Raw genomic sequence first — 18784 nt, forward strand, 5'->3', positions numbered from 1 at the left:
ATTCGTGAAAGAGATGATGACCTCGACATCTCAGGGTAGGGACCCGAGCTCAACGTATCGTGTGGAACCTTCGGCTGATGCGCGCGCTAAGGCATCTGCGCCGGAGGTTCCTCCGCGCACCATGAAGGTGACACCCGCCTCCGATTTGCCGGATAAGTTGCGTGCTTCGGGTACGGGTATTCCTACGGTTCCGGGTACGTCCCTGACGGATGTGGTGCGCAGTAACGACCACGTATTGCAGGAGTTGCCGCAGCGACCGGTGGCGGCTACGGATGAGGTTAATACGAACGCCTCGTTGCCGGATATTTTGCGTCAGCATTGGGCGTTGTTCCTGCGTGACGGTAAGGAGCAGCGTTACCATCTGCGCGGTGTGCTCCGTGATGAGGGTTTTCCCCGTAATGTGTTGACGATTCTGTTGCACATTCCGGCGGCTTCTTCGGCGTTTGCGCTGTATATTCTGTTGGCGAGCCACCTGGGTAGTGTGCATGATGGAGGCTATGCGGTGGCGGCGTTTGCTAGTGCGTATTCGGTCCAGGTTATGCTCGGCCCGATGCTGGTGCGTGCCCTGGGTTTGAGGGCGTTGCTGGCGATTACGTCGGTGCTGAATATTGCTGCGGTGCTGAATATGTTGGTCATTGGTTGGCGTTTGACGGTTGACCCGAATAACGTGAGTACGATGTACACTGCGCTCTCTTGCGTGGCGATGGGTTTTACGACTCCGCCGTGGACGCCGTTTGCGTTGGAGTCGCTGTACCGCCGCAACTATAAGTACACTGATGTTCGCTTGTCGACAGCTACTTCTTGGGGTACGACGGCGACCCTGTCGATGCACCCGCTGGCTGCTCTGCTGGTGTGGCTGGGCGATGCATATATCACCCCGAATCATGAGTATGCGGGCTTCTGGATCACTATGATTCTGGATGCGCTGCTGTTCACTGTGGTTCTGGCTGCGCCGAGGTGGATGCCGGATATTTCGCGTATTCGCATGTCTTCGCCAAAGAACCTGGTCCGCCCGAATAAGCAGACGGTGGTGCTGATCCTGGGTCTGGTGCTGCTGGGCGCGAATATGGGTGCGGTCGGTTCGGGTCTGCTGGGCTTCTCGCTGATTCATGGTTCGATGAACCTGTTTATGGCGATGGTTGCGACCGGTACCGGCGCGATGGCGCTCGTGTCTTTGCCCGTGGCTTTGGGCGCCCGTTCGATGAACCCGTGGCATGGTTGGTTGGTGAGCGGCGTTCTGCTGATTATGGGTGCCCTGTATTTGCCGGTGAGTGATGATACGTCCACGATTTTCTATGCTTTGGTGTTCTGCGGTGTGGCGCTGGGTGTGGCTTTTGCCGGTCAGGAGCTGTCGTTGAACCGTTCGATCAAGCATATTTCGGATGCTCAGGCGAGCTTCTTTACCCGTTCGATGCTGGGCATTGGTATGGCGTTGGGTAGCATGTGGGGCGGCTATATGGGCGATGCTCCGTATTACCGTAATGCGTTTATGGTTCCGGTGATTATTGCGACTCTGTATTTTGCCTTGGGCCATTTGTTTGGCTATTTGTGGCGTAAGGAGCGTGAGGAGCAGCTGGCTCCTTGGAATCAGCTGGAACGCAATTAGAGCATGTGTAAAGGCGGATGCCCCGCCACCTTCTGCAGGTGGTGGGGCATCCGCCTTGTGCGTACTGTATTCGGTTTGTGGTGAGGAGCCTCAGCATGAGAGTCTCCGCGCGAGAACCTCAGCGTGAGGCTACCGGTTTAGTGACCGCGCTTAATCCATGCCGGAAGCTCGGGTGCCTCCAGTCCGATGCCGGTGCTGTCGCCGTGGCCGGTGAGGACCGCAGTGGACTCGGGCAGGGTCAGCAGACGGGTCGAAATCGACTCGATGATGGTGTCGAAGTCGCTGTAGGAGCGTCCGGTTGCGCCGGGGCCGCCGTTGAAGAGGGTGTCGCCGGAGAAGACGACGCCTTCGCTGTTCTCCCAGCCGAGGGTGGGGGCGTAGAAGCACACGGAGCCGGGGGAGTGGCCGGGGGTGGTGAGGACCTTCAGCTCGGTATCGCCGATGCGTACTACATCGCCGTCGGCCAGTTCGTGGTCGAAGTCCCAGGAGGGATACACCATTTCCCAGAGCACACGGTCCGCGGGGTTTAGGTAGACGGGTGCGCCGAAGCGTTCTGCCGCTTCCTTTGCGCTGCGGATGTGGTCGTCGTGGGCGTGGGTCAGCAGAATCTTCTCTACGGTGCGGCCTGCGACGGTACGGGAAATCTTGTCGACGTCGTGAGCGGGGTCAATGATGATCACCGAGGAGTCATTGCCGATAATCCAGACGTTGTTGTCGACGTCCCAGCAGCCGCCGTCTAGCGAGAAGGTACCGGAGGTGACGACTCGTTCAATACGTTCGCTCACACTACGCTCCTAGAGTTCCACGACCGAGCGCAGCACGCGGCCGGTCTTCATGGTTTCGAATGCTTCGTTGACGTCTTCGAGGCGGATACGCTCGGAGACGAAGCCGTCCAGGTCGAGGCGGCCGAGCAGGTACTGGTCCACGAATTCGGGGAAGTCGCGGGAGGGCAGGGTGTCGCCGTACCACGCGCTCTTGATGGAGCCGCCGCGGCCGAAGATCTCATCCAGAGGGATGTCCCAGGTGGTGCCGGGGGCGGGCACACCGACGAGGACGACGCGGCCAGCGAGGTCGCGTGCTTCGAATGCCTGCTTAAAGGTGGGGGCGATGCCGACAGCGTCAATGACGAGGTCTGCACCGAAGCCGCCGGTGAGTTCCTTGACAGCCTCGACGGGATCGACCTTGGAGGAGTTCACGGTGTGGGTTGCGCCGTGCTTGCGTGCGCGTGCCAGCTTATCTTCGTCGATGTCGACGGCGATGATGGTGGTTGCGCCACCGAGCTGTGCGCCTGCGATTGCTGCGGTGCCGACGCCGCCGCAGCCGATGACTGCGACGGACTCGCCGCGCTTGAGTTCACCGGTGTTCAGCACAGCGCCCAGACCTGCGGTGACGCCGCAGCCGAGCAGACCGATTGCTGCGTACTGTTCAGGGCTGATGTCAGCGGTGATCTTGGTGCACTGACCTGCTGCGACGAGGGTCTTTTCCGCGAAGGAGCCGATACCCAGTGCGGGGGTGAGCTCGGTACCGTCCTCGAGGGTCATCTTCTGGGTTGCGTTGTGGGTTGCGAAGCAGTACTGCGGCTGACCCTTGCGGCATGCGCGGCATTCACCGCAGACTGCACGCCAGTTGAGGATGACCAGGTCGCCGGGGGCGATGTCGGTGACGTCATCGCCGACAGCCTCGACGATACCTGCAGATTCGTGGCCGAGCAGGTAGGGGAAGTCCTGGCCGACGCCGCCGGTGACGTAGTGGTGATCGGTCTGGCAGACACCACAGGTGAGGACCTTGACGAGTGCTTCGCCCTTGCCCGGGTCAGGTACGTTGATAGTGGTGACGGTGACGGGTGCGTCCTGGGAGAGGGCTACAACAGCCTTAACCTTGTGCATGGTGCTCCTTTGCTGAGGTGCGGTTGAAGCCCAACCGCAGATAAAGGTTTTTTGATACGTTCCCATTCTACGAGCATTGGCGTACCTGGTGCGCGATAAAGCTGATAGTGAAGCCCCCATGCGAATTTGACGTTTTATGACGTTGTTGGATACTCCGCCCGGAGCCCGGACACCGTAGCCTGCGGCTGCTTACTCTGCCGTTTCTACCTCTGCCGCCTCCACATCAGCAGCAAAGGCGAGCGCACCGCGTCGGAACGCACCCGAGGTCAGTGCGTTCACGTGGTCCCGGCCGGGTAGGGGAATAAAACGGTTGAGCGGGTCATCCTCGCGCACCATATCGTAGAGTTCCGCACCGTCGGCGGCGATGGTATCCGCGTCACCGAGTACGACCGCAACGGGTACACGCGGATGTGCGCCGGGGTGGCCCGCCGGCAAGTCCGGGGAACCAGCACGCAGGGCGGGCACGTCGAAGAACGGGCCGAAGGGAATCCGAACGAACTTCAGCAGCGCGTCGGGCTGAATGGGGGACCCGTCAATAATCGAGGTGAAGGAGGCGATCGCCTCATCAGTGGAGTCTGCCGCCGGGGTTTCACTATCCGCCGTGACGCTGGTACCCTCGTGCGCTTCGAGCATGGCGCGCAGGGTGATGAGGTGGTCGTGCAGAGGCAGACCGCCCAGAGTGAGTGATGCGACCGCTTCCGGGTGGGTGAGGGCGAGTTCCCAGCCAACGCGGGCACCGAAGGAGAAACCGATAACGTGTGCGCGGGGCTCCAGTTCAACGCCGAGGTCGTTCTCGGTGGCGACTGTTTGCAGCAACTGGGCGAGCAGGTTGGTGAACAGGTGCATGGGGGGCAGCGGCTGACCTGCAGCATCGACAGAAAGCACCGAATTGAACGGAATTGTGTGGCTGCGCACGCCCGTGTGGTTGGGGAGCTTGCAGTCGATGGCCTGCATGGACTCGGGGTCTTTGAGGTATTCGTCTGAGTGGTAGGGCAGGCCAACGATCAGTACGGGGTATCCGGCGCGCAGATATTGGCGGATCCAGCTGGTGCCGCCGTAGAGCTGTTCGCCGCGGGTGGCGAAGCCGTGAATCATGAGGGTGGGGATACGGCTTTTAAGCTGCTGCGGCTGGTAGAGGGTGTACTCGAGGTCGGGGAGAACAATGGCGGGCGCGGCGGCATTGGGTGCATCAACATTGGACGCAGAGGCGTTGGGTACAGCAAAGGGCGCGGGAGAGAAATCTGCACTGGTCATATGTCTATCTTAGTGACCAGCGCAGGGTTTCTGTCCCACGCCCTTGAAAGATTGAGGTGATATGCGCTTAGCTGAGCTGCCGCTTAGTTCTTCTGTGCCGCACCGGTGGACTTATCGGTGCCCGAGGTCGAAGAGCGCCTGCTACTGAGAGTCAGTCTTCGCCTTATATTCGGTAGCTTCCGCCGTGGTGTCTGCCTCCGCATGCTTGGGCTGCTTCTTACCGCCGGCAAAGAACGTGCGAATCTTGGTGGTGCTGGTGCCCACTGCCTTCTTCACGCGAGCCACAATGGAGGGGCCCTTCGGCTTGGGGAGCATGCCCTGGCCTGCCGCCTGCTGTTGCAGTTCGTGTCCGGCGTACATGAGGCGTTCGCGCTGTTCTTCCAGCGTACGGGACGCGGAGGTGCTGCGCGGCTGAACCTTCAGGCGCCCCTGATCGTCTTCACCGGCGAGGACCTGACGCATGAGCATGATTTCTGCGTCCAAGTGCGCTCCAAAGAGGAGCATATTGTTCATAATCCAGATGAACAGTAGCATCACAATCACACCACCGATGAGGCCGTAGGTGGCGTTGTACTTGCTGAAGTTATTGGTGTAGAGGGTGAAGCCGAAACCGCCCAGGCTCATACCGAAGAGCGCCAGCGCCGCACCGGGGGAGAGCTTCCACTGGTTGAAGTGGCGTACGTTCGGGGTGGCGGCGTAGAGCAGAGTGATCAGGGCGATTGCCATGAACAGGATGAGCACCCAGCGGCCGTTGAGCCAGATGAGCTTGATGAGCTCCATATTGACGGTTTCGGGTAGGTACTGACCAATCAAATCGAGGACGGTTACGCCCAGCAGTATCATGAGGATCATGAGTACCACGAGGATGATAAGCACGGTGGTGACGAAGACATTCAGCGGCTTGAGAATCCAGCCGGGGCGGCCTTCACGTACGTTGTAGACCGTGTTGAGAGCTCGGCCGAATGAGCCGGTGTACCCGGAGGCTGACCAGAGCGCACTGAGGATACCGGTCAACAGCACCAGGCCTGCGCCTTGGTCGCCGGTAAGCTGTTTGATGGGGTCTTCCATAATGGCGTACATCTGGGCGGGCGCGTTGTCCTTGAGGAATGCGAGGATGACTGCGGCGCTTTCCTCACCGTGACCGAATACGCCCAGGAGGGAGACAATCGCCAGCAGGGCAGGGAAGATGGACAGCACGGTGAAGTAAGTGAGCGCTGCCGCCATGTCGCTTGCGCCGTTTGCACCGAATGTGAAGATAGCACGGCGCAGGATGTAGAGGACGCTGCCCTTAGGGAAGTCACGCAGTTTCACGCTTGCGTACTTGGGGGCTGCGGGCTTCTTCTTACGGGAGAAGAGTCCGCGTCGAGCTCCGGCGGATACCTTGGTTGAGGAGGTATCAGTGGAAGAGCCAGTGTGTGCAGACAATAGGGCTCCTTGAATGAGTGGGGTGTACACAGTGGTGCGCCTAGTAGCTTCAGCGTGTGGGGCGCACAGAAGGGACGAGGAGAACAATGAGCTGTCCTTCCCGCCCCTACGGTGACATTATAGGTTTTTCTGACCCTCCCGTATATTTCGGGGAATGCAGATAGTTGGCCTGTGAGTCAGATAGAGAGGGTTATCGCCCCGAAAAACTCCAAAAAGACTCGTCAGGTGCTGTTTGCGACTAGCTGAAAACTAGTTGTGAATACCCAGAACTTTAGCGGTGTGAGCCATCAGCTCATCAGCCAGGTCAGGGTTATCGTTGAGCTTCACACCGTAACCGGGGATGAGCTCCTTCAGGTGGGGCTCCCAACCAGCAATCTTGGAGGGGAAGCACTTCGCCAGCAGGTTCAGCATAATCGAAGCCACAGTAGAAGCACCGGGGGAAGCGCCCAGCAAAGCCGCAATGGAGCCGTCCGCTGCAGAAACAACCTCGGTACCGAACTGCAGGATGCCGCCCTTCTTCGGGTCCTTCTTCATAATCTGGACGCGCTGACCCGCCTCGATGAGCTCCCACTCGTCGCCGATAGCCTCGGGGTAGTACTGGTGCAGGGTCTCCAGGCGAGCGTTCTTGTTCTGCAACAGCTCGGTGAGCAGGTACTTGACCAAGGAGACGTTATCCAAACCTGCACGGGTCATGGGGTACAGGTTGTGCAGGCGTAGGGACTTCGGCAGATCCAGTACGGAACCCTGCTTCAAGAAGTTCGTCTTGAAACCGGCGTAGGGTCCGAAGAGCAAGGCACGCTTGCCGTCCACGTAGCGGGTGTCCAGGTGAGGCACAGACATGGGAGGTGCACCCACCGAAGCCTGACCGTACACCTTAGCGTTGTGCTGGTTTGCGGTCGCCTCGTGGGTGTTGCGCAGGAATAGGCCGGAAACGGGGAAGCCGCCGTAGCCCTTACCCTCTTCAATGCCGGACTTCTGCAACAGGTTCAGGGCGCCACCACCGGCTCCGAGGAAGACAAACTTTGCGTTGATGCTCAGGGGCTCATTCTTGTTGATGCGGTTAATCGCTTCAACCTGCCAGGAGCCGTTCGATTCACGGTTCAGGTTGGTGACCTGATATCCATAGCGAACCTCAACACCCTTGGTCTGCAGGTAAGCGACCAGCTGCTCGGTGAGGAAACCGAAGTTCACGTCAGTACCCTCGGGGGACCAGGTTGCTGCCATCGGCTCGTTCTCCTTACGACCCTTGACAGTCAGCGGAGCCCACTCAGCAATCTTCTCGCGGTCGGTGGAGAACTGCATACGCTCAAAGAGTTTCTCCTTGCGGAAAGAGTCGTAGCGTGCTGCGAGGTACTTGGAGTGGTCCTCACCGAAGACCAGGGACATATGGGGGACCGGGTTGATGAAGCTGGTGTCTGTCAAGATATTCTTCTCCACCAGGGATGCCCAGAACTGACGAGAAATCTGGAACTGTTCGTTAATGTTTAGCGCCTTGGCAGCGGAGACAGTACCGTCAGGACCAGCGGGAGCGTAGTTGAGCTCGCACAGTGCCGAGTGGCCGGTACCTGCGTTATTCCAGGGGTTGGAGGATTCCTGAGCAACCTTGTCGAGGCGTTCGAGCAGGATAATATTCCAGGTCGGTTCGAGTTCCTTGAGGAACACACCGAGGGTGGCGCTCATGATGCCGCCGCCGACCAGGACGACGTCGGTTCGTTCAGTACGTGCTACCACTGAATTCTCCCTTAGGGTGAGGGTGCCCGTCCTTGGGCACAATGACTGTGGGGTACATCATCTAGCCTACTCCTTTTAGCGGGGGAGGCATAGCTAGAATCAGCAAATAACAGGAGGGTGTTACAGTTCACACACTAGTTTCTTTGGGGGCATAGACCCTTCAAGGCATGCCAAACACGCGCACAATGCAACACTCAAACCTGAACTGTCTACAACTTACGCAGTTTTCCAAACAGCTCAATCGCATTCTGCTCCGTCTGATAACCCTGAACCTCACGGCTCACAGCCACTTTAGACGTCACATTCAACAACGGAACAGCCGGCATAAACTGACCCAACTGAGACACAACCTTCGCATACAACTCACGCTGCGAATCCACCGAAACAGCAGAATCCGCAGTACGAATCGCCTCCATTACCTCAGTAAAACGAGGCGACGGCGCCACCGCTGCAGCAGTAGGCGACGGTGAAGGAGTCGCCGAAAGGCTCGGTGAAGCAGAAACCTCCTCCGGAGACAACGGATCCGGCGAATAACTCGGCTGCGGGTTCGGAGTCGCAGAAATCTGCACATTCGAATCCGCACCATGTGACGACGGAAAATCAGAATTCTTCTTCGTCAAACCTGTCGTCATATCCGTCGGCGCATTCGTAATCAACGAACGCACCTGATGCTCCGCAATCAACTGCGCCAACACCGGACCAAAGAACGCATACGGGTCACGGTACATGCCGTAGAAACCAGCCAACGTAATACCGCGCTCAGAAGAAACATCACGGCTCTTCTCCAAATACTCAGCCCACGGCAACGGCACCGGTTTAATATTCAGACCCACCTCAATCAGCGAACCCACCATCTCCGAATACACCTTCTGCGGAGTATCCATCCACGGCAGAGAAACATCGGCAGGGTAGTAGCACTCAATCATCTGATTGTCATAACCAGCAGCCGCTAATAGTGAGCGCGCCATATTCTGATTGCGGTCCGTGTAATCCTTCGCGTCATTAGCCTTAATACGGAATGACGGCGAAATCAGCGTCTGCGCATCCGAGGTGCCCTGCGGATAATACTGATGTAACGCACCACGATCCACCGCATGCGAAATAGCGCGCCGCACCGAAATGTTCTTCAACACCGGATGCGCCGTATTCAACCCCAAATACACCAGCGAGAACGGGTCACGACCAGGAGTCTGATAACCATCACGCGCCAACTGACCCAGATCAGAAGAATTCACCTGATCACACGCATCAATATGACCCTCCATCAGCGCAAAATAACGCTTATCCGACGAAGTGAGGGTCGAAATCTGAATCTCATCCAGCTCAGGTACCGGACCGTCAAAATGGGTGTTCTTCAGCAGGCGCACCATGCCAGCCTCGAATGACTCCACACGGAACGCACCCGTACCCACCGGGTTGCCCGTCAGCTTCTGATCAGCACCAAAAAGCGAAGGATCAATAATGCCGAATGCCTGCTGCGTCAAAATACGCGGGAACGCCAACGAAGGACGCGACAGGGTTACCACCACAGAGTTGCCCTTCGCTACCACCGACGAAACCAACGGCAAAAACGGCTGCACCGCAGGCGACTGAGCGGCATTCGCCTTCTGTGCGCTCTTCTTATCATCCGGCAGTGCAGGCTCAGGAACCGATGGAGTAGCGTGCGGAGAATCAGCCGCGGAAGCACTTGGAGAAACAGACGCGCTAGCAGAAGCAGACGGAGTAGTCGCACCCGACGGAGACGCCTGAACAGGCGCAGGCTCCACTGCCGAAGAATCAATAGAACCTGGCTTTGGCACACCAAAACCCCATGCAAATAAAGGCTGAGCAGGCACCGCATGAGCAGAAGTATCCTGCCCCGTAGCTAACGCCTGCCATCTCTGGAAATTCTGCACTACAGCATCCGCAGTCAATGCAACGCCACTACTAAAATGCGCCTCACGCAGCACAAACGTATGCACCAAACGGTCATCAGAAACCGTCCACTCAGCACACAAAGAATCCTGAACCTCAGGATCGCCCGTGTAATGATTCGCCACCAATAACGTCTGCAAAACCTGCGCCGTCACCTGATACGTACTCGCCACAGGAAACAATGCCGGATCCAAACCCAATGGCGCCGCACCCTGTGCAAAACGGAACATACGACGAACATCAGCAGGCGACGCACTCGCCAATGAACTAGCAGACGAACCAGTAGAAGACTGACCAGAACACGCAGAAAGTGCTAAACCAGCACTAAAAAGCGCGCCAAAACGCAAAACGGCGCGTCGACTCAAGCCGCTCGAGCCGACAGTGGCTCGAAGCAGTGCGCCAGAATTGCCAACAGCTGATGATGCATAAGGCTGATGCTGCACGGGAGCGTCCTCTCTTCCGTCGCGGATGCTTACCTCTCAGGATAACGGTTCAACACCCAACCGGGCGAGACACACTCACCCCGGCAAGGCACATACAAGAAAACCCGCCGCCACGAAAACCGTGACGGCGGACCCAACGTAAAATGTGTTTGTGCGCGAGGGGGGACTTGAACCCCCACGCCATAAGGCACAGGAACCTAAATCCTGCGTGTCTGCCAATTTCACCACTCGCGCGTAGCGTCACCCCACATCCGAAGATGTATGCGTCTGAGGCAACAAAAAATTAGTGTACACCAGGAACCAAGGTTCTCCAAGCCGTAAAAGAAGCCCCCATAGGGAAAAGCCCGAAAATACGCCGAACAGCAGCCCCCTTAAGAAGCATCAGAATGGCGATATGCAAGCCCTAGGAAACATGCCCCTACTTCGGGTCAATACCCAAATCACGACGCAGCTTCGCCACATGGCCCGTCGCACGCACATTGTACTGAGCCACAGAAACAACACCCCGCTCATCAATCACAAACGTCGAACGAATCAGACCCTCGTACACCCTGCCGTAATTCTTCTTCTCACCCCATGCACCATACGCCTCGGCAACCGCATGATCAGCATCAGATAGCAGTGGGAACGTCAACGATTCCTTTTCCACAAAACGTGCAATAGCCGCCGGCGAATCCGGAGAAACACCCAACACTACGTAACCCAACGACTTCAACGATGCCAAATTATCGCGGAAATCGCACGCCTCCTTAGTGCAACCCGGAGTCGACGCCTTCGGATAAAAATACAAAATCACCTTAATGCCCGCATAGTCACCTAGACTATGAGTAATACCAGCCGAATCAACCAACGAAAAAGCAGGTGCCGGAGCACCCGGCTCAAGACGAACACTCATTAATAATTCCTCAAAATAACAGTGGAGGGGTGCGGACGCGCCCCACACAGTGTACACACTAGTGTCTCACACACCTCACTCAAACAATGTGTCCAGCCTCACTGTAAATCAACTTGCGTGCACCATGAAAACTCGCGTATAGTATTTTTCTGTTGCAAGGGAGACCTTGAAAAATAAATAAGCGCCTCTAGCTCAATTGGCAGAGCAATTGACTCTTAATCAATGGGTTCTGGGTTCGAGTCCCAGGGGGCGCACATCAAAGAAAATCCCGCTGATTCTTCGGAATCAGCGGGATTTTTGCGTTCCCCTTGAAATACAGTCTTCATGGCTTGAGGTGCATATTATCCTCTTTGCTCCTGCAGGGGACCTGTCCTCGCAGAGCTCGGACACCCTGATGTCGCGACAGAGGATATATGCACCTCCGCGTGTATCGGTATTTGAGGTACGCTCGGTCCCGCCGGGGTTGCGGCAGGTACGCGGTGGTTCACCATGTGCGCCCCGTGCCTAGCAAACTTGGGAGGGGGAGGGCTGTCGCGGTTTGGCGTGTTGCGTGGCGGTTGGGAGTTTTGCATGCGGGGCGGGGGAAGGCTGTCGTGGTTTAGTGTGCTGCCTGGCGGCTTGGCGTTTGGGTATAGGAAAGCCCGCCGCAAACCCAGAGGGGTGCGGTGGGCTTTCCATACGAAAAGTCTTGACTACAGGACCGGCCATATCCGCGTCACAAACTCGCGGAAATCCTCAACATCGCGACCCTGCTCCAAAAGTCCAGTGCCAAAGCGAGTCGAAAGCTCTGCATTATCCTCAAAAGACAAGAAGAATGAGCTACCATTCACCGACTCGATTGTCACCGCATCGTCACCCACACGATACGCATGCAGCGCATTCGTATTATCAATCGTCGTAGCAGTACCCGCAGGCGTCAACGCCGGCAAATTCACCGGAGCAATAATCACCTCATCAGGCGCATCCTGATACCCCACAATAAAATGCTCCTGATCAGGATGCTGATGCAACGCCAAATCAGGATTACGGTACACCGCGCGGCCAGATGCATATACCAAATTGTATGCACCGTAGTTAATAATCTGCTCGTCAAAAACCGGGTGCAGAACCCGAATGAGTTCCTCGCCCGTCAAAAACTCGCTACTCTCAATAGAGTTACGGGGGTCGATAACCTCTGCGTACTTACTTGCTTCGGTCAGCTCATTAGCGACCGTGATAATCGGTTCGGTCATAGAAATCAGTCTACCGGGGCAAAGGAAGAAGGTCACGAGTATTCGTACATATTACGCGCCATGACATCCAAAAAAGCGAGTTTTTCTCACCTGTTCAAAAACCTGCGCTAAAATCCACGTACACACGCAAAGTGTCCACATCATGAAAGAAGAAGGCTGACTTGGGGGTTTCCGTGCAGAAACCACCACGATACCCCATAGAGATTTGACTCACCCCCGCCCAGGGCTTCATCATGGAAGGGTGAAGACAGCAATGCACCAGCGAATTATCAACCTTGTACTCGTCTCCTAGGGGAGTGGCAGGGTCTATTCACTGCGACTGAGCGCCCCTACCGCTACCACCAACAGCGAGGGGCATTTTTTATAGCTTGGTACCCCCGGGCATAGGATGCGTGAGGACCACACAATCCTCCTGCAGAACATTGAATATAACGAAGAACCATTAAGACACGAGGCATTTCCATGACCATGGGATTTTCCACTTCTGATGACGCGGTAAACGCTCCCGCAGAACGCATGACCGGTTCTCAGGCAATCGTCCGCACCCTCGAAGATTTGGGTGTGACTGACGTATTCGGCCTGCCTGGTGGAGCTATTCTGCCGACCTATGACCCACTGTATGACTCTAAGAAGGTTCGCCACATCCTGGTCCGCCATGAGCAGGGTGCAGGCCACGCAGCTCAGGGCTACGCGGTGTCCAGCGGCAAGACCGGCGTGTGCATCGCAACCTCCGGCCCCGGTGCAACCAACCTGCTGACCGCAATCGCCGACGCAAACATGGACTCCATCCCGCTGGTCGCAATCACCGGCCAGGTGTCCACCGCGTTGCTTGGCTCCGACGCATTCCAGGAAGCTGACATTGTCGGCATGGCAATGCCCATCTCCAAGCACTCCTTCATGATTACCGACCCGCAAGACATCCCCCGTGCGCTCGCAGCAGCATTCCATATCGCATCTACCGGCCGCCCCGGCCCCGTGCTCGTGGACGTCACCAAGGATGCACAGGTTGGCATGATGGAATACCGCGGTATTCCTGAGGACCTCGAATTGCGCGGCTACACCCCCGTCACTCGCGGCCACTCCAAGCAGATCCACGAAGCCGCAAAGTACATTACCGAGTCCAAGCACCCCGTCTTCTACGTTGGCGGTGGCCTGGTCCGTGCAGGTGCTTCCGAAGAGTTCCACAAGCTGGCTAAGCTCATCGGTGCACCCGTCGTCACTACCCTGAACGCTATTGGCGTGTTCCCCGACTCGGACCCCCAGAATCTCGGTATGCCCGGTATGCACGGTACCGTCCCCGCCGTCGCAGCAATGCAGAAGTCTGACCTGCTGATTACCCTCGGTGCACGCTTCGATGACCGCGTTACCGGTAAGCTTGACTCTTTCGCTCCCGAGGCTAAGGTCATCCACATTGACGTTGACCCGGCAGAAATCTCGAAGATTCGCTTCGCGGATGTTCCGATTGTCGGCGACCTCAAGTATGTCCTGCCTGAGCTGACCGACCTGCTCTCCACCGAATTCGCAGACCAGTTGCCGAACCTCACCGAGTGGTGGAACGAGCTGAACGTTATCCGCAAGGATTATCCGCTCGGCTACCAGAAGCCCACCGACGGTCTCGGCTCGCCCGAATACGTCCTCGAGCGTATTAGCGCTCTGACCGGTCCTGACGCATACTACGTCACCGGCGTTGGTCAGCACCAGATGTGGGGTGCACACTACATTCAGCAGGAGAACCCCCGCCACTTCATTAGCTCCGCTGGTCTGGGCACCATGGGCTACGGCGTTCCTGCAGGTATGGGTGCTAAGGTTGCGCACCCCGAATCCACCGTGTGGATTATTGACGGTGACGGTTGCTTCCAGATGACCAACCAGGAACTGGTCACTTGCGCACATAACAACATTCCCGTGAAGGTTGCCATCATCAACAACTCCTCCCTCGGTATGGTGCGTCAGTGGCAGACTCTGTTCTACAACGAGCGCTATTCCAACACCGACCTGAAGGACGGTCACGGCACCGTACGTATCCCCGACTTCGTCAAGCTTGGTGAAGCATATGGCTGTGCAACCTTCCGTTGCGAGCGCGACGAGGATGTGGATGCCACCATTAAGGCTGCCCTGGAAATCAACGACCGCCCTGTCGTCATTGACTTCACTGTCAGCCCCCACGCCCTTGTCTGGCCCATGGTCCCGGCAGGCGTATCTAATGACAAGATTTGGATTGCGAAGAACACTTCGCCCGAGTTCGATCGTGAGGGAGAGAACTAATGGCTCTGCACACTCTGTCCGTTCTGGTAGAAGATAAGCCGGGCGTTCTTACCCGCGTCTCCGGTCTGTTCTCCCGCCGTCTGTTCAACATCCTCTCCCTGGCTGTGGGCCCCACCGAAAACCCCGGTGTTTCCCGTATCACCGTCGTGACCGAGGGTGACGCCCATACCATCGAGCAGATTACCAAGCAGCTGAACAAGCTCGTTCACGTGCTGAAGGTTGTCGAGCTTCCCGCCGAATCCTCCACCCAGCGCGGCCACATCCTGATTAAGGTTAAGGCGGATGCAGTGGCACGCCTGCAGATCGTCCAGGCGGCAGACCTGTTCCGTGCATCTGTGATCGACGTTTCCCCCGAGTCTGTTGTGATCGAGGCAACCGGTTCTGCGGAGAAGCTCAACGCACTGCTGGACGTTCTGGAACCCTATGGTGTTCGCGAAATTGTTCGCGCAGGCACCATCGCCCTGGCACGCGGCCCGCGCGCCATGAGCGAACGTATCTAGCACGAGTGCATCTAGTGCTCCCCACGCTACCCTTGTAGCAGTCCCGCCCGTACCACCGAAACACACCAGTTCACAGTGCGGGCGGGGGAGTGCCAGGTACTGAAAAGCTCGGTACAGAAAATCCGGCACCGAAAACCCCGGCCCCCCCGATCAAGCAGGGTACAAATACTTTCAGCCAAAATCTGAGAAGCACTCTCGTAAGCCTGCACCCCAAAAGCTATCAAGTAGAATAGTCAATGTTGAGCCCAGCCTGGGCCGCATACCAAACTTACTGAGGAGAAGAAATGGCAGCAACCATTTTCTACAACGACGACGCAGACCTCTCCCTGATTCAGGGTCGCACTGTAGCAGTTATCGGCTACGGCTCCCAGGGCCACGCACACGCACTGAACCTGCGTGACTCCGGCGTGAAGGTCATCGTCGGTCTGTCCGAGGGCTCCAAGTCCCGTGCCAAGGCTGAGGCAGAAGGCCTGCGAGTCGCAACCGTTGCAGAAGCAGCAGCAGAAGCAGACGTCATTATGATTCTGACCCCGGACCAGGTCCAGGCAAAGGTCTACGCAGAAAGCATCGAACCCCACCTGAAGCCCGGCAACGCACTGTTCTTCGCACACGGCTTCAATATCCGCTTCGGCTACATCACCGCACCTGAGGGTGTCGACGTGGCAATGGTTGCTCCCAAGGGTCCCGGCCACACCGTCCGCCGAGAATTTGAAGCAGGCCGCGGCGTTCCCGCCCTGGTCGCAGTTGAGAAGGATGCATCCGGCGAAGCACTCGCACTGGCGCTGTCTTACGCAAAGGGCCTCGGCGCAACCCGCGCAGGCGTCATCAAGACCACCTTCACCGAAGAGACCGAGTCCGACCTGTTCGGCGAGCAGGCAGTCCTCTGCGGCTCCACCTCTCAGCTTGTCCAGTACGGCTTCGAGGTCCTCACCGAAGCTGGCTACCAGCCCGAAATCGCATACTTCGAGGTTCTGCACGAGCTCAAGCTCATCGTTGACCTGATGATTGAGGGTGGCATCGCTAAGCAGCGTTGGTCCATCTCCGACACCGCAGAGTACGGCGACTACGTCTCCGGCCCCCGCGTGATTTCCCCCGAGGTCAAGGAAAACATGAAGGCTGTCCTGGCAGACATCCAGAATGGCAACTTTGCAAAGCGCTTCATGGAAGACCAGGCTGCAGGCGCACCCGAGTTCAAGGAACTGCGCGCAAAGGGCGAGGCACACCCCATCGAGGCAACCGGCCGCAAGCTGCGCGAGCTGTTCTCCTGGAACTCCGTTGACGACGACTACACCGAAGGTTCCGTCGCTCGCTAAACGGTAGCTCAGCAATAGCTTTCTAAGAATCCGGCGTTTCACCTCTCGCCCCACATAGAGGAGGGGTGGAGCGCCGGATTCTTTGCTATTTCAAGCTGAAAAGCACCACCTGGCAAATGTGTGATGCAGTTCATTATTAATTGAGTTGCAGGCATTCATAAAATGCCGTATAGTATTTAATCGTTGCAAGGGAGACCTTGAAAAATAAATAAGCGCCTCTAGCTCAATTGGCAGAGCAATTGACTCTTAATCAATGGGTTCTGGGTTCGAGTCCCAGGGGGCGCACATCAAAGAAAATCCCGCTGATTCTTCGGAATTGGCGGGATTTTTGCGTTCTCCTTGTTCCTACAGGGGGACCTGTCCTCGCAGAGCTCGGACACCCTGATGTCACTACGGACGACACCGATTCCTCAGGTGGTTTCTGCAGGTTGGGCAGGGGCGCGTTATCCCGCCGGTTTGTTGGGGTGCACGGTAGTTTCGTGTGCACCCCGTGCCTAGCGAACCGGGTGGGGAGGGTTGTCACGGTTTGGTCTGTTGCTTGGCGGCTTGGTGTTTGGGCCGTCGCATTTCAGACTATACATAACCAGGGTGAGAGCCTAGCCTAAGACTGCGGTAAACTGAAAGTTATGACTGCAACTCCGTTCTACATCACCACCGCCATCTCCTACCCTAATGGCAACCCGCACATCGGCCACGCCTACGAAACCATCGCAGCCGACGTGCTAGCCCGCTTCAAGCGCCTCGACGGCTTCGACGTGCGCTTCATGACCGGCACCGACGAGCACGGCCAGAAGATGCAGACCACCGCAGAGAAGCTCGGTAAGACCGCTAAGGAACTTGCCGACGAGAACTCCGCACGCTTCAAAGCAATGAACGATGCGTTGAACATTAGCTATGACCGCTTCATCCGCACCACCGACCCCGACCACTACACCGCATCCCAGGCCATCTGGAAGCGCATGGAAGAAAACGGCGACATCTACCTTGACAAGTACGCCGGCTGGTACTCCGTACGCGACGAAGCCTACTACGCAGAAGATGAAACTGAAGTGCGCGACGGCCAGCGCTACGCCATCACCACCGGCACCGAAGTCGAATGGACCGAAGAAGAGTCCTACTTCTTCCGCCTCTCCAAGTACGGTGACAAGCTCCTTGAGCTCTACGCTAACGAAGGCTACGTCTACCCCGAATCGCGCCGTAACGAGCTGATCTCCTTCGTCAAGGGCGGCCTCAACGACCTGTCCATCTCCCGCACCACCTTCGACTGGGGCGTACCCGTACCCGGCAACGACAAGCACGTCATGTACGTGTGGGTTGACGCCCTCACCAACTACCTCACCGGCCTCGGCTACCCCGATACCGACAACGAACTGTTCACCAAGTACTGGCCGGCCGACCTGCACCTCATCGGTAAGGACATCACCCGATTCCACTCCATCTACTGGCCTGCATTCCTGTGGTCTGCCGGCCTGGAGCTACCCAAGCGCGTCTTCGGCCACGGCTTCCTGCTCGTGAACGGCGAAAAGATGTCCAAGTCCGTCGGCAACGTCGTCGACCCCGCAAACCTCGTCGACGCATTCGGCCTGGACGCCGTACGCTTCTTCCTCATGCGCGAGGTATCCTTCGGCCAGGACGGCTCCTACTCCGAAGAGTCCATCATCAACCGCATCAACTCCGACCTGGCAAACAACCTCGGCAACCTCGCCCAGCGTTCCCTGTCCATGGTCGCTAAGAACTGCGGCGGCGCGGCGCCCACTCACGGCGAATTTACCGAAGCCGACCGCAAGATTCTCGACGAGGCGGCAGCCCTCTACGAGCCGGTCCGTGCAGACTTCGACGAGCAGGCATTCCACCGCGCTTTGGAACGCATCTGGACTGTGCTCGCAGACACCAACGCCTACTTCGCAGAGCAGGAACCCTGGACCTTGCGCAAGAACGGCGAACTCGACCGCATGAACACCGTACTGTACGTAACCCTCGAAGTCGTACGCAAGGTCGCCCTGCTGCTGCAGCCCGTCATGCCCGACGCAACCGCCAAGCTGCTGACCCTGCTCGGCGTACCCGAAGGCGACGCACGCCAGTTCGCAGCCATCGGTACCGCGCTCGTGCCCGGCACGGAACTGCCCGCACCCGCACCGGTGTTCCCCCGCTACGAAGCGCCCGAGGCATAACAACTGCCTGAACACTAGTGGACAGCGCCTGAGATAGCGCTGCAATGATAGCGCTATAACGGATAGTCTATGAAAGCCTCCGGCTTCCCCACCCCAGACGGGGGAGGAGCCGGGGGTTTTCGCATATATAGGTACGGGTACGAGGCAGA

General features: G+C 57.6%; 13 protein-coding genes and 3 tRNA genes. 7 read left to right on the forward strand and 9 right to left on the reverse strand.

The window, feature by feature from the left end; genetic code table 11:
- The first annotated feature begins 16 nt into the window (after positions 1-16).
- Positions 17-1606, forward strand: a complete 1590-nt coding sequence (locus QFX07_RS03170) for an MFS transporter (RefSeq protein WP_279754205.1) — start codon at positions 17-19, stop codon at positions 1604-1606.
- 137 nt (positions 1607-1743) lie between these two features.
- On the opposite strand, the gene QFX07_RS03175 is transcribed toward QFX07_RS03170, so the two are convergent.
- The 8 genes from QFX07_RS03175 to bcp form a co-directional block, all read right to left on the reverse strand.
- Positions 1744-2391 (reverse strand): MBL fold metallo-hydrolase, encoded by a 648-nt coding sequence (locus QFX07_RS03175; protein WP_279754204.1) that lies wholly within the window; start codon positions 2389-2391, stop codon positions 1744-1746.
- Between the two features lie 9 nt (positions 2392-2400).
- Complete coding sequence (locus QFX07_RS03180; RefSeq protein WP_279740301.1) at positions 2401-3492, reverse strand: S-(hydroxymethyl)mycothiol dehydrogenase; 1092 nt, start codon at positions 3490-3492, stop codon at positions 2401-2403.
- A gap of 189 nt (positions 3493-3681) precedes the next feature.
- Positions 3682-4746, reverse strand: a complete 1065-nt coding sequence (locus tag QFX07_RS03185) for an alpha/beta hydrolase (protein WP_279754203.1) — start codon at positions 4744-4746, stop codon at positions 3682-3684.
- A 141-nt stretch (positions 4747-4887) separates the two neighbouring features.
- Positions 4888-6171, reverse strand: a complete 1284-nt coding sequence (locus QFX07_RS03190; protein WP_279740298.1) for a YihY/virulence factor BrkB family protein — start codon at positions 6169-6171, stop codon at positions 4888-4890.
- Between the two features lie 249 nt (positions 6172-6420).
- The gene (locus tag QFX07_RS03195; protein ID WP_279754202.1) at positions 6421-7902 is read right to left on the reverse strand and encodes a malate:quinone oxidoreductase; all 1482 of its coding nucleotides are present in this window, start codon (positions 7900-7902) and stop codon (positions 6421-6423) included.
- Between the two features lie 209 nt (positions 7903-8111).
- Positions 8112-10259 (reverse strand): ABC transporter substrate-binding protein, encoded by a 2148-nt coding sequence (locus QFX07_RS03200; RefSeq protein WP_279754201.1) that lies wholly within the window; start codon positions 10257-10259, stop codon positions 8112-8114.
- 152 nt (positions 10260-10411) lie between these two features.
- Positions 10412-10493: transfer RNA gene (locus tag QFX07_RS03205), tRNA-Leu, on the reverse strand.
- Between the two features lie 184 nt (positions 10494-10677).
- Positions 10678-11154 carry a thioredoxin-dependent thiol peroxidase gene (gene bcp / locus QFX07_RS03210; protein ID WP_279754200.1) on the reverse strand — a complete coding sequence of 159 codons (477 nt, stop codon included), beginning with the start codon at positions 11152-11154 and terminating at the stop codon, positions 10678-10680.
- Between the two features lie 181 nt (positions 11155-11335).
- Here bcp and QFX07_RS03215 point away from each other — a divergent pair.
- Positions 11336-11408 (forward strand) — tRNA-Lys (locus QFX07_RS03215).
- 438 nt (positions 11409-11846) lie between these two features.
- Here the strand turns inward: QFX07_RS03215 and QFX07_RS03220 are convergent.
- The gene (locus QFX07_RS03220) at positions 11847-12386 is read right to left on the reverse strand and encodes a hypothetical protein (protein WP_279754199.1); all 540 of its coding nucleotides are present in this window, start codon (positions 12384-12386) and stop codon (positions 11847-11849) included.
- 462 nt (positions 12387-12848) lie between these two features.
- On the opposite strand from QFX07_RS03220, the gene QFX07_RS03225 reads away from it, so the two are divergent.
- The 5 genes from QFX07_RS03225 to metG all read left to right on the forward strand — a co-directional run bounded on the left by QFX07_RS03225 (position 12849) and on the right by metG (position 18635).
- Complete coding sequence (locus QFX07_RS03225) at positions 12849-14651, forward strand: acetolactate synthase large subunit (RefSeq protein ID WP_279740291.1); 1803 nt, start codon at positions 12849-12851, stop codon at positions 14649-14651.
- Positions 14651-15151, forward strand: a complete 501-nt coding sequence (gene ilvN / locus QFX07_RS03230; RefSeq protein WP_279740290.1) for an acetolactate synthase small subunit — start codon at positions 14651-14653, stop codon at positions 15149-15151. Before QFX07_RS03225 ends, ilvN begins: the two co-directional genes overlap by 1 nt.
- A gap of 284 nt (positions 15152-15435) precedes the next feature.
- On the forward strand, positions 15436-16464 hold the full coding sequence (ilvC, locus tag QFX07_RS03235; protein WP_005508646.1) for a ketol-acid reductoisomerase: 1029 nt from the start codon (positions 15436-15438) through the stop codon (positions 16462-16464).
- 212 nt (positions 16465-16676) lie between these two features.
- Positions 16677-16749 (forward strand) — tRNA-Lys (locus tag QFX07_RS03240).
- Between the two features lie 341 nt (positions 16750-17090).
- A complete protein-coding gene (metG, locus tag QFX07_RS03245) occupies positions 17091-18635 on the forward strand; it encodes a methionine--tRNA ligase (RefSeq protein WP_279754198.1) in 1545 nt (514 codons plus the stop codon).
- The last annotated feature ends 149 nt before the right edge of the window (positions 18636-18784 follow it).

This window comes from Rothia similimucilaginosa (assembly GCF_029850985.2).
Lineage (GTDB): Bacteria > Actinomycetota > Actinomycetes > Actinomycetales > Micrococcaceae > Rothia.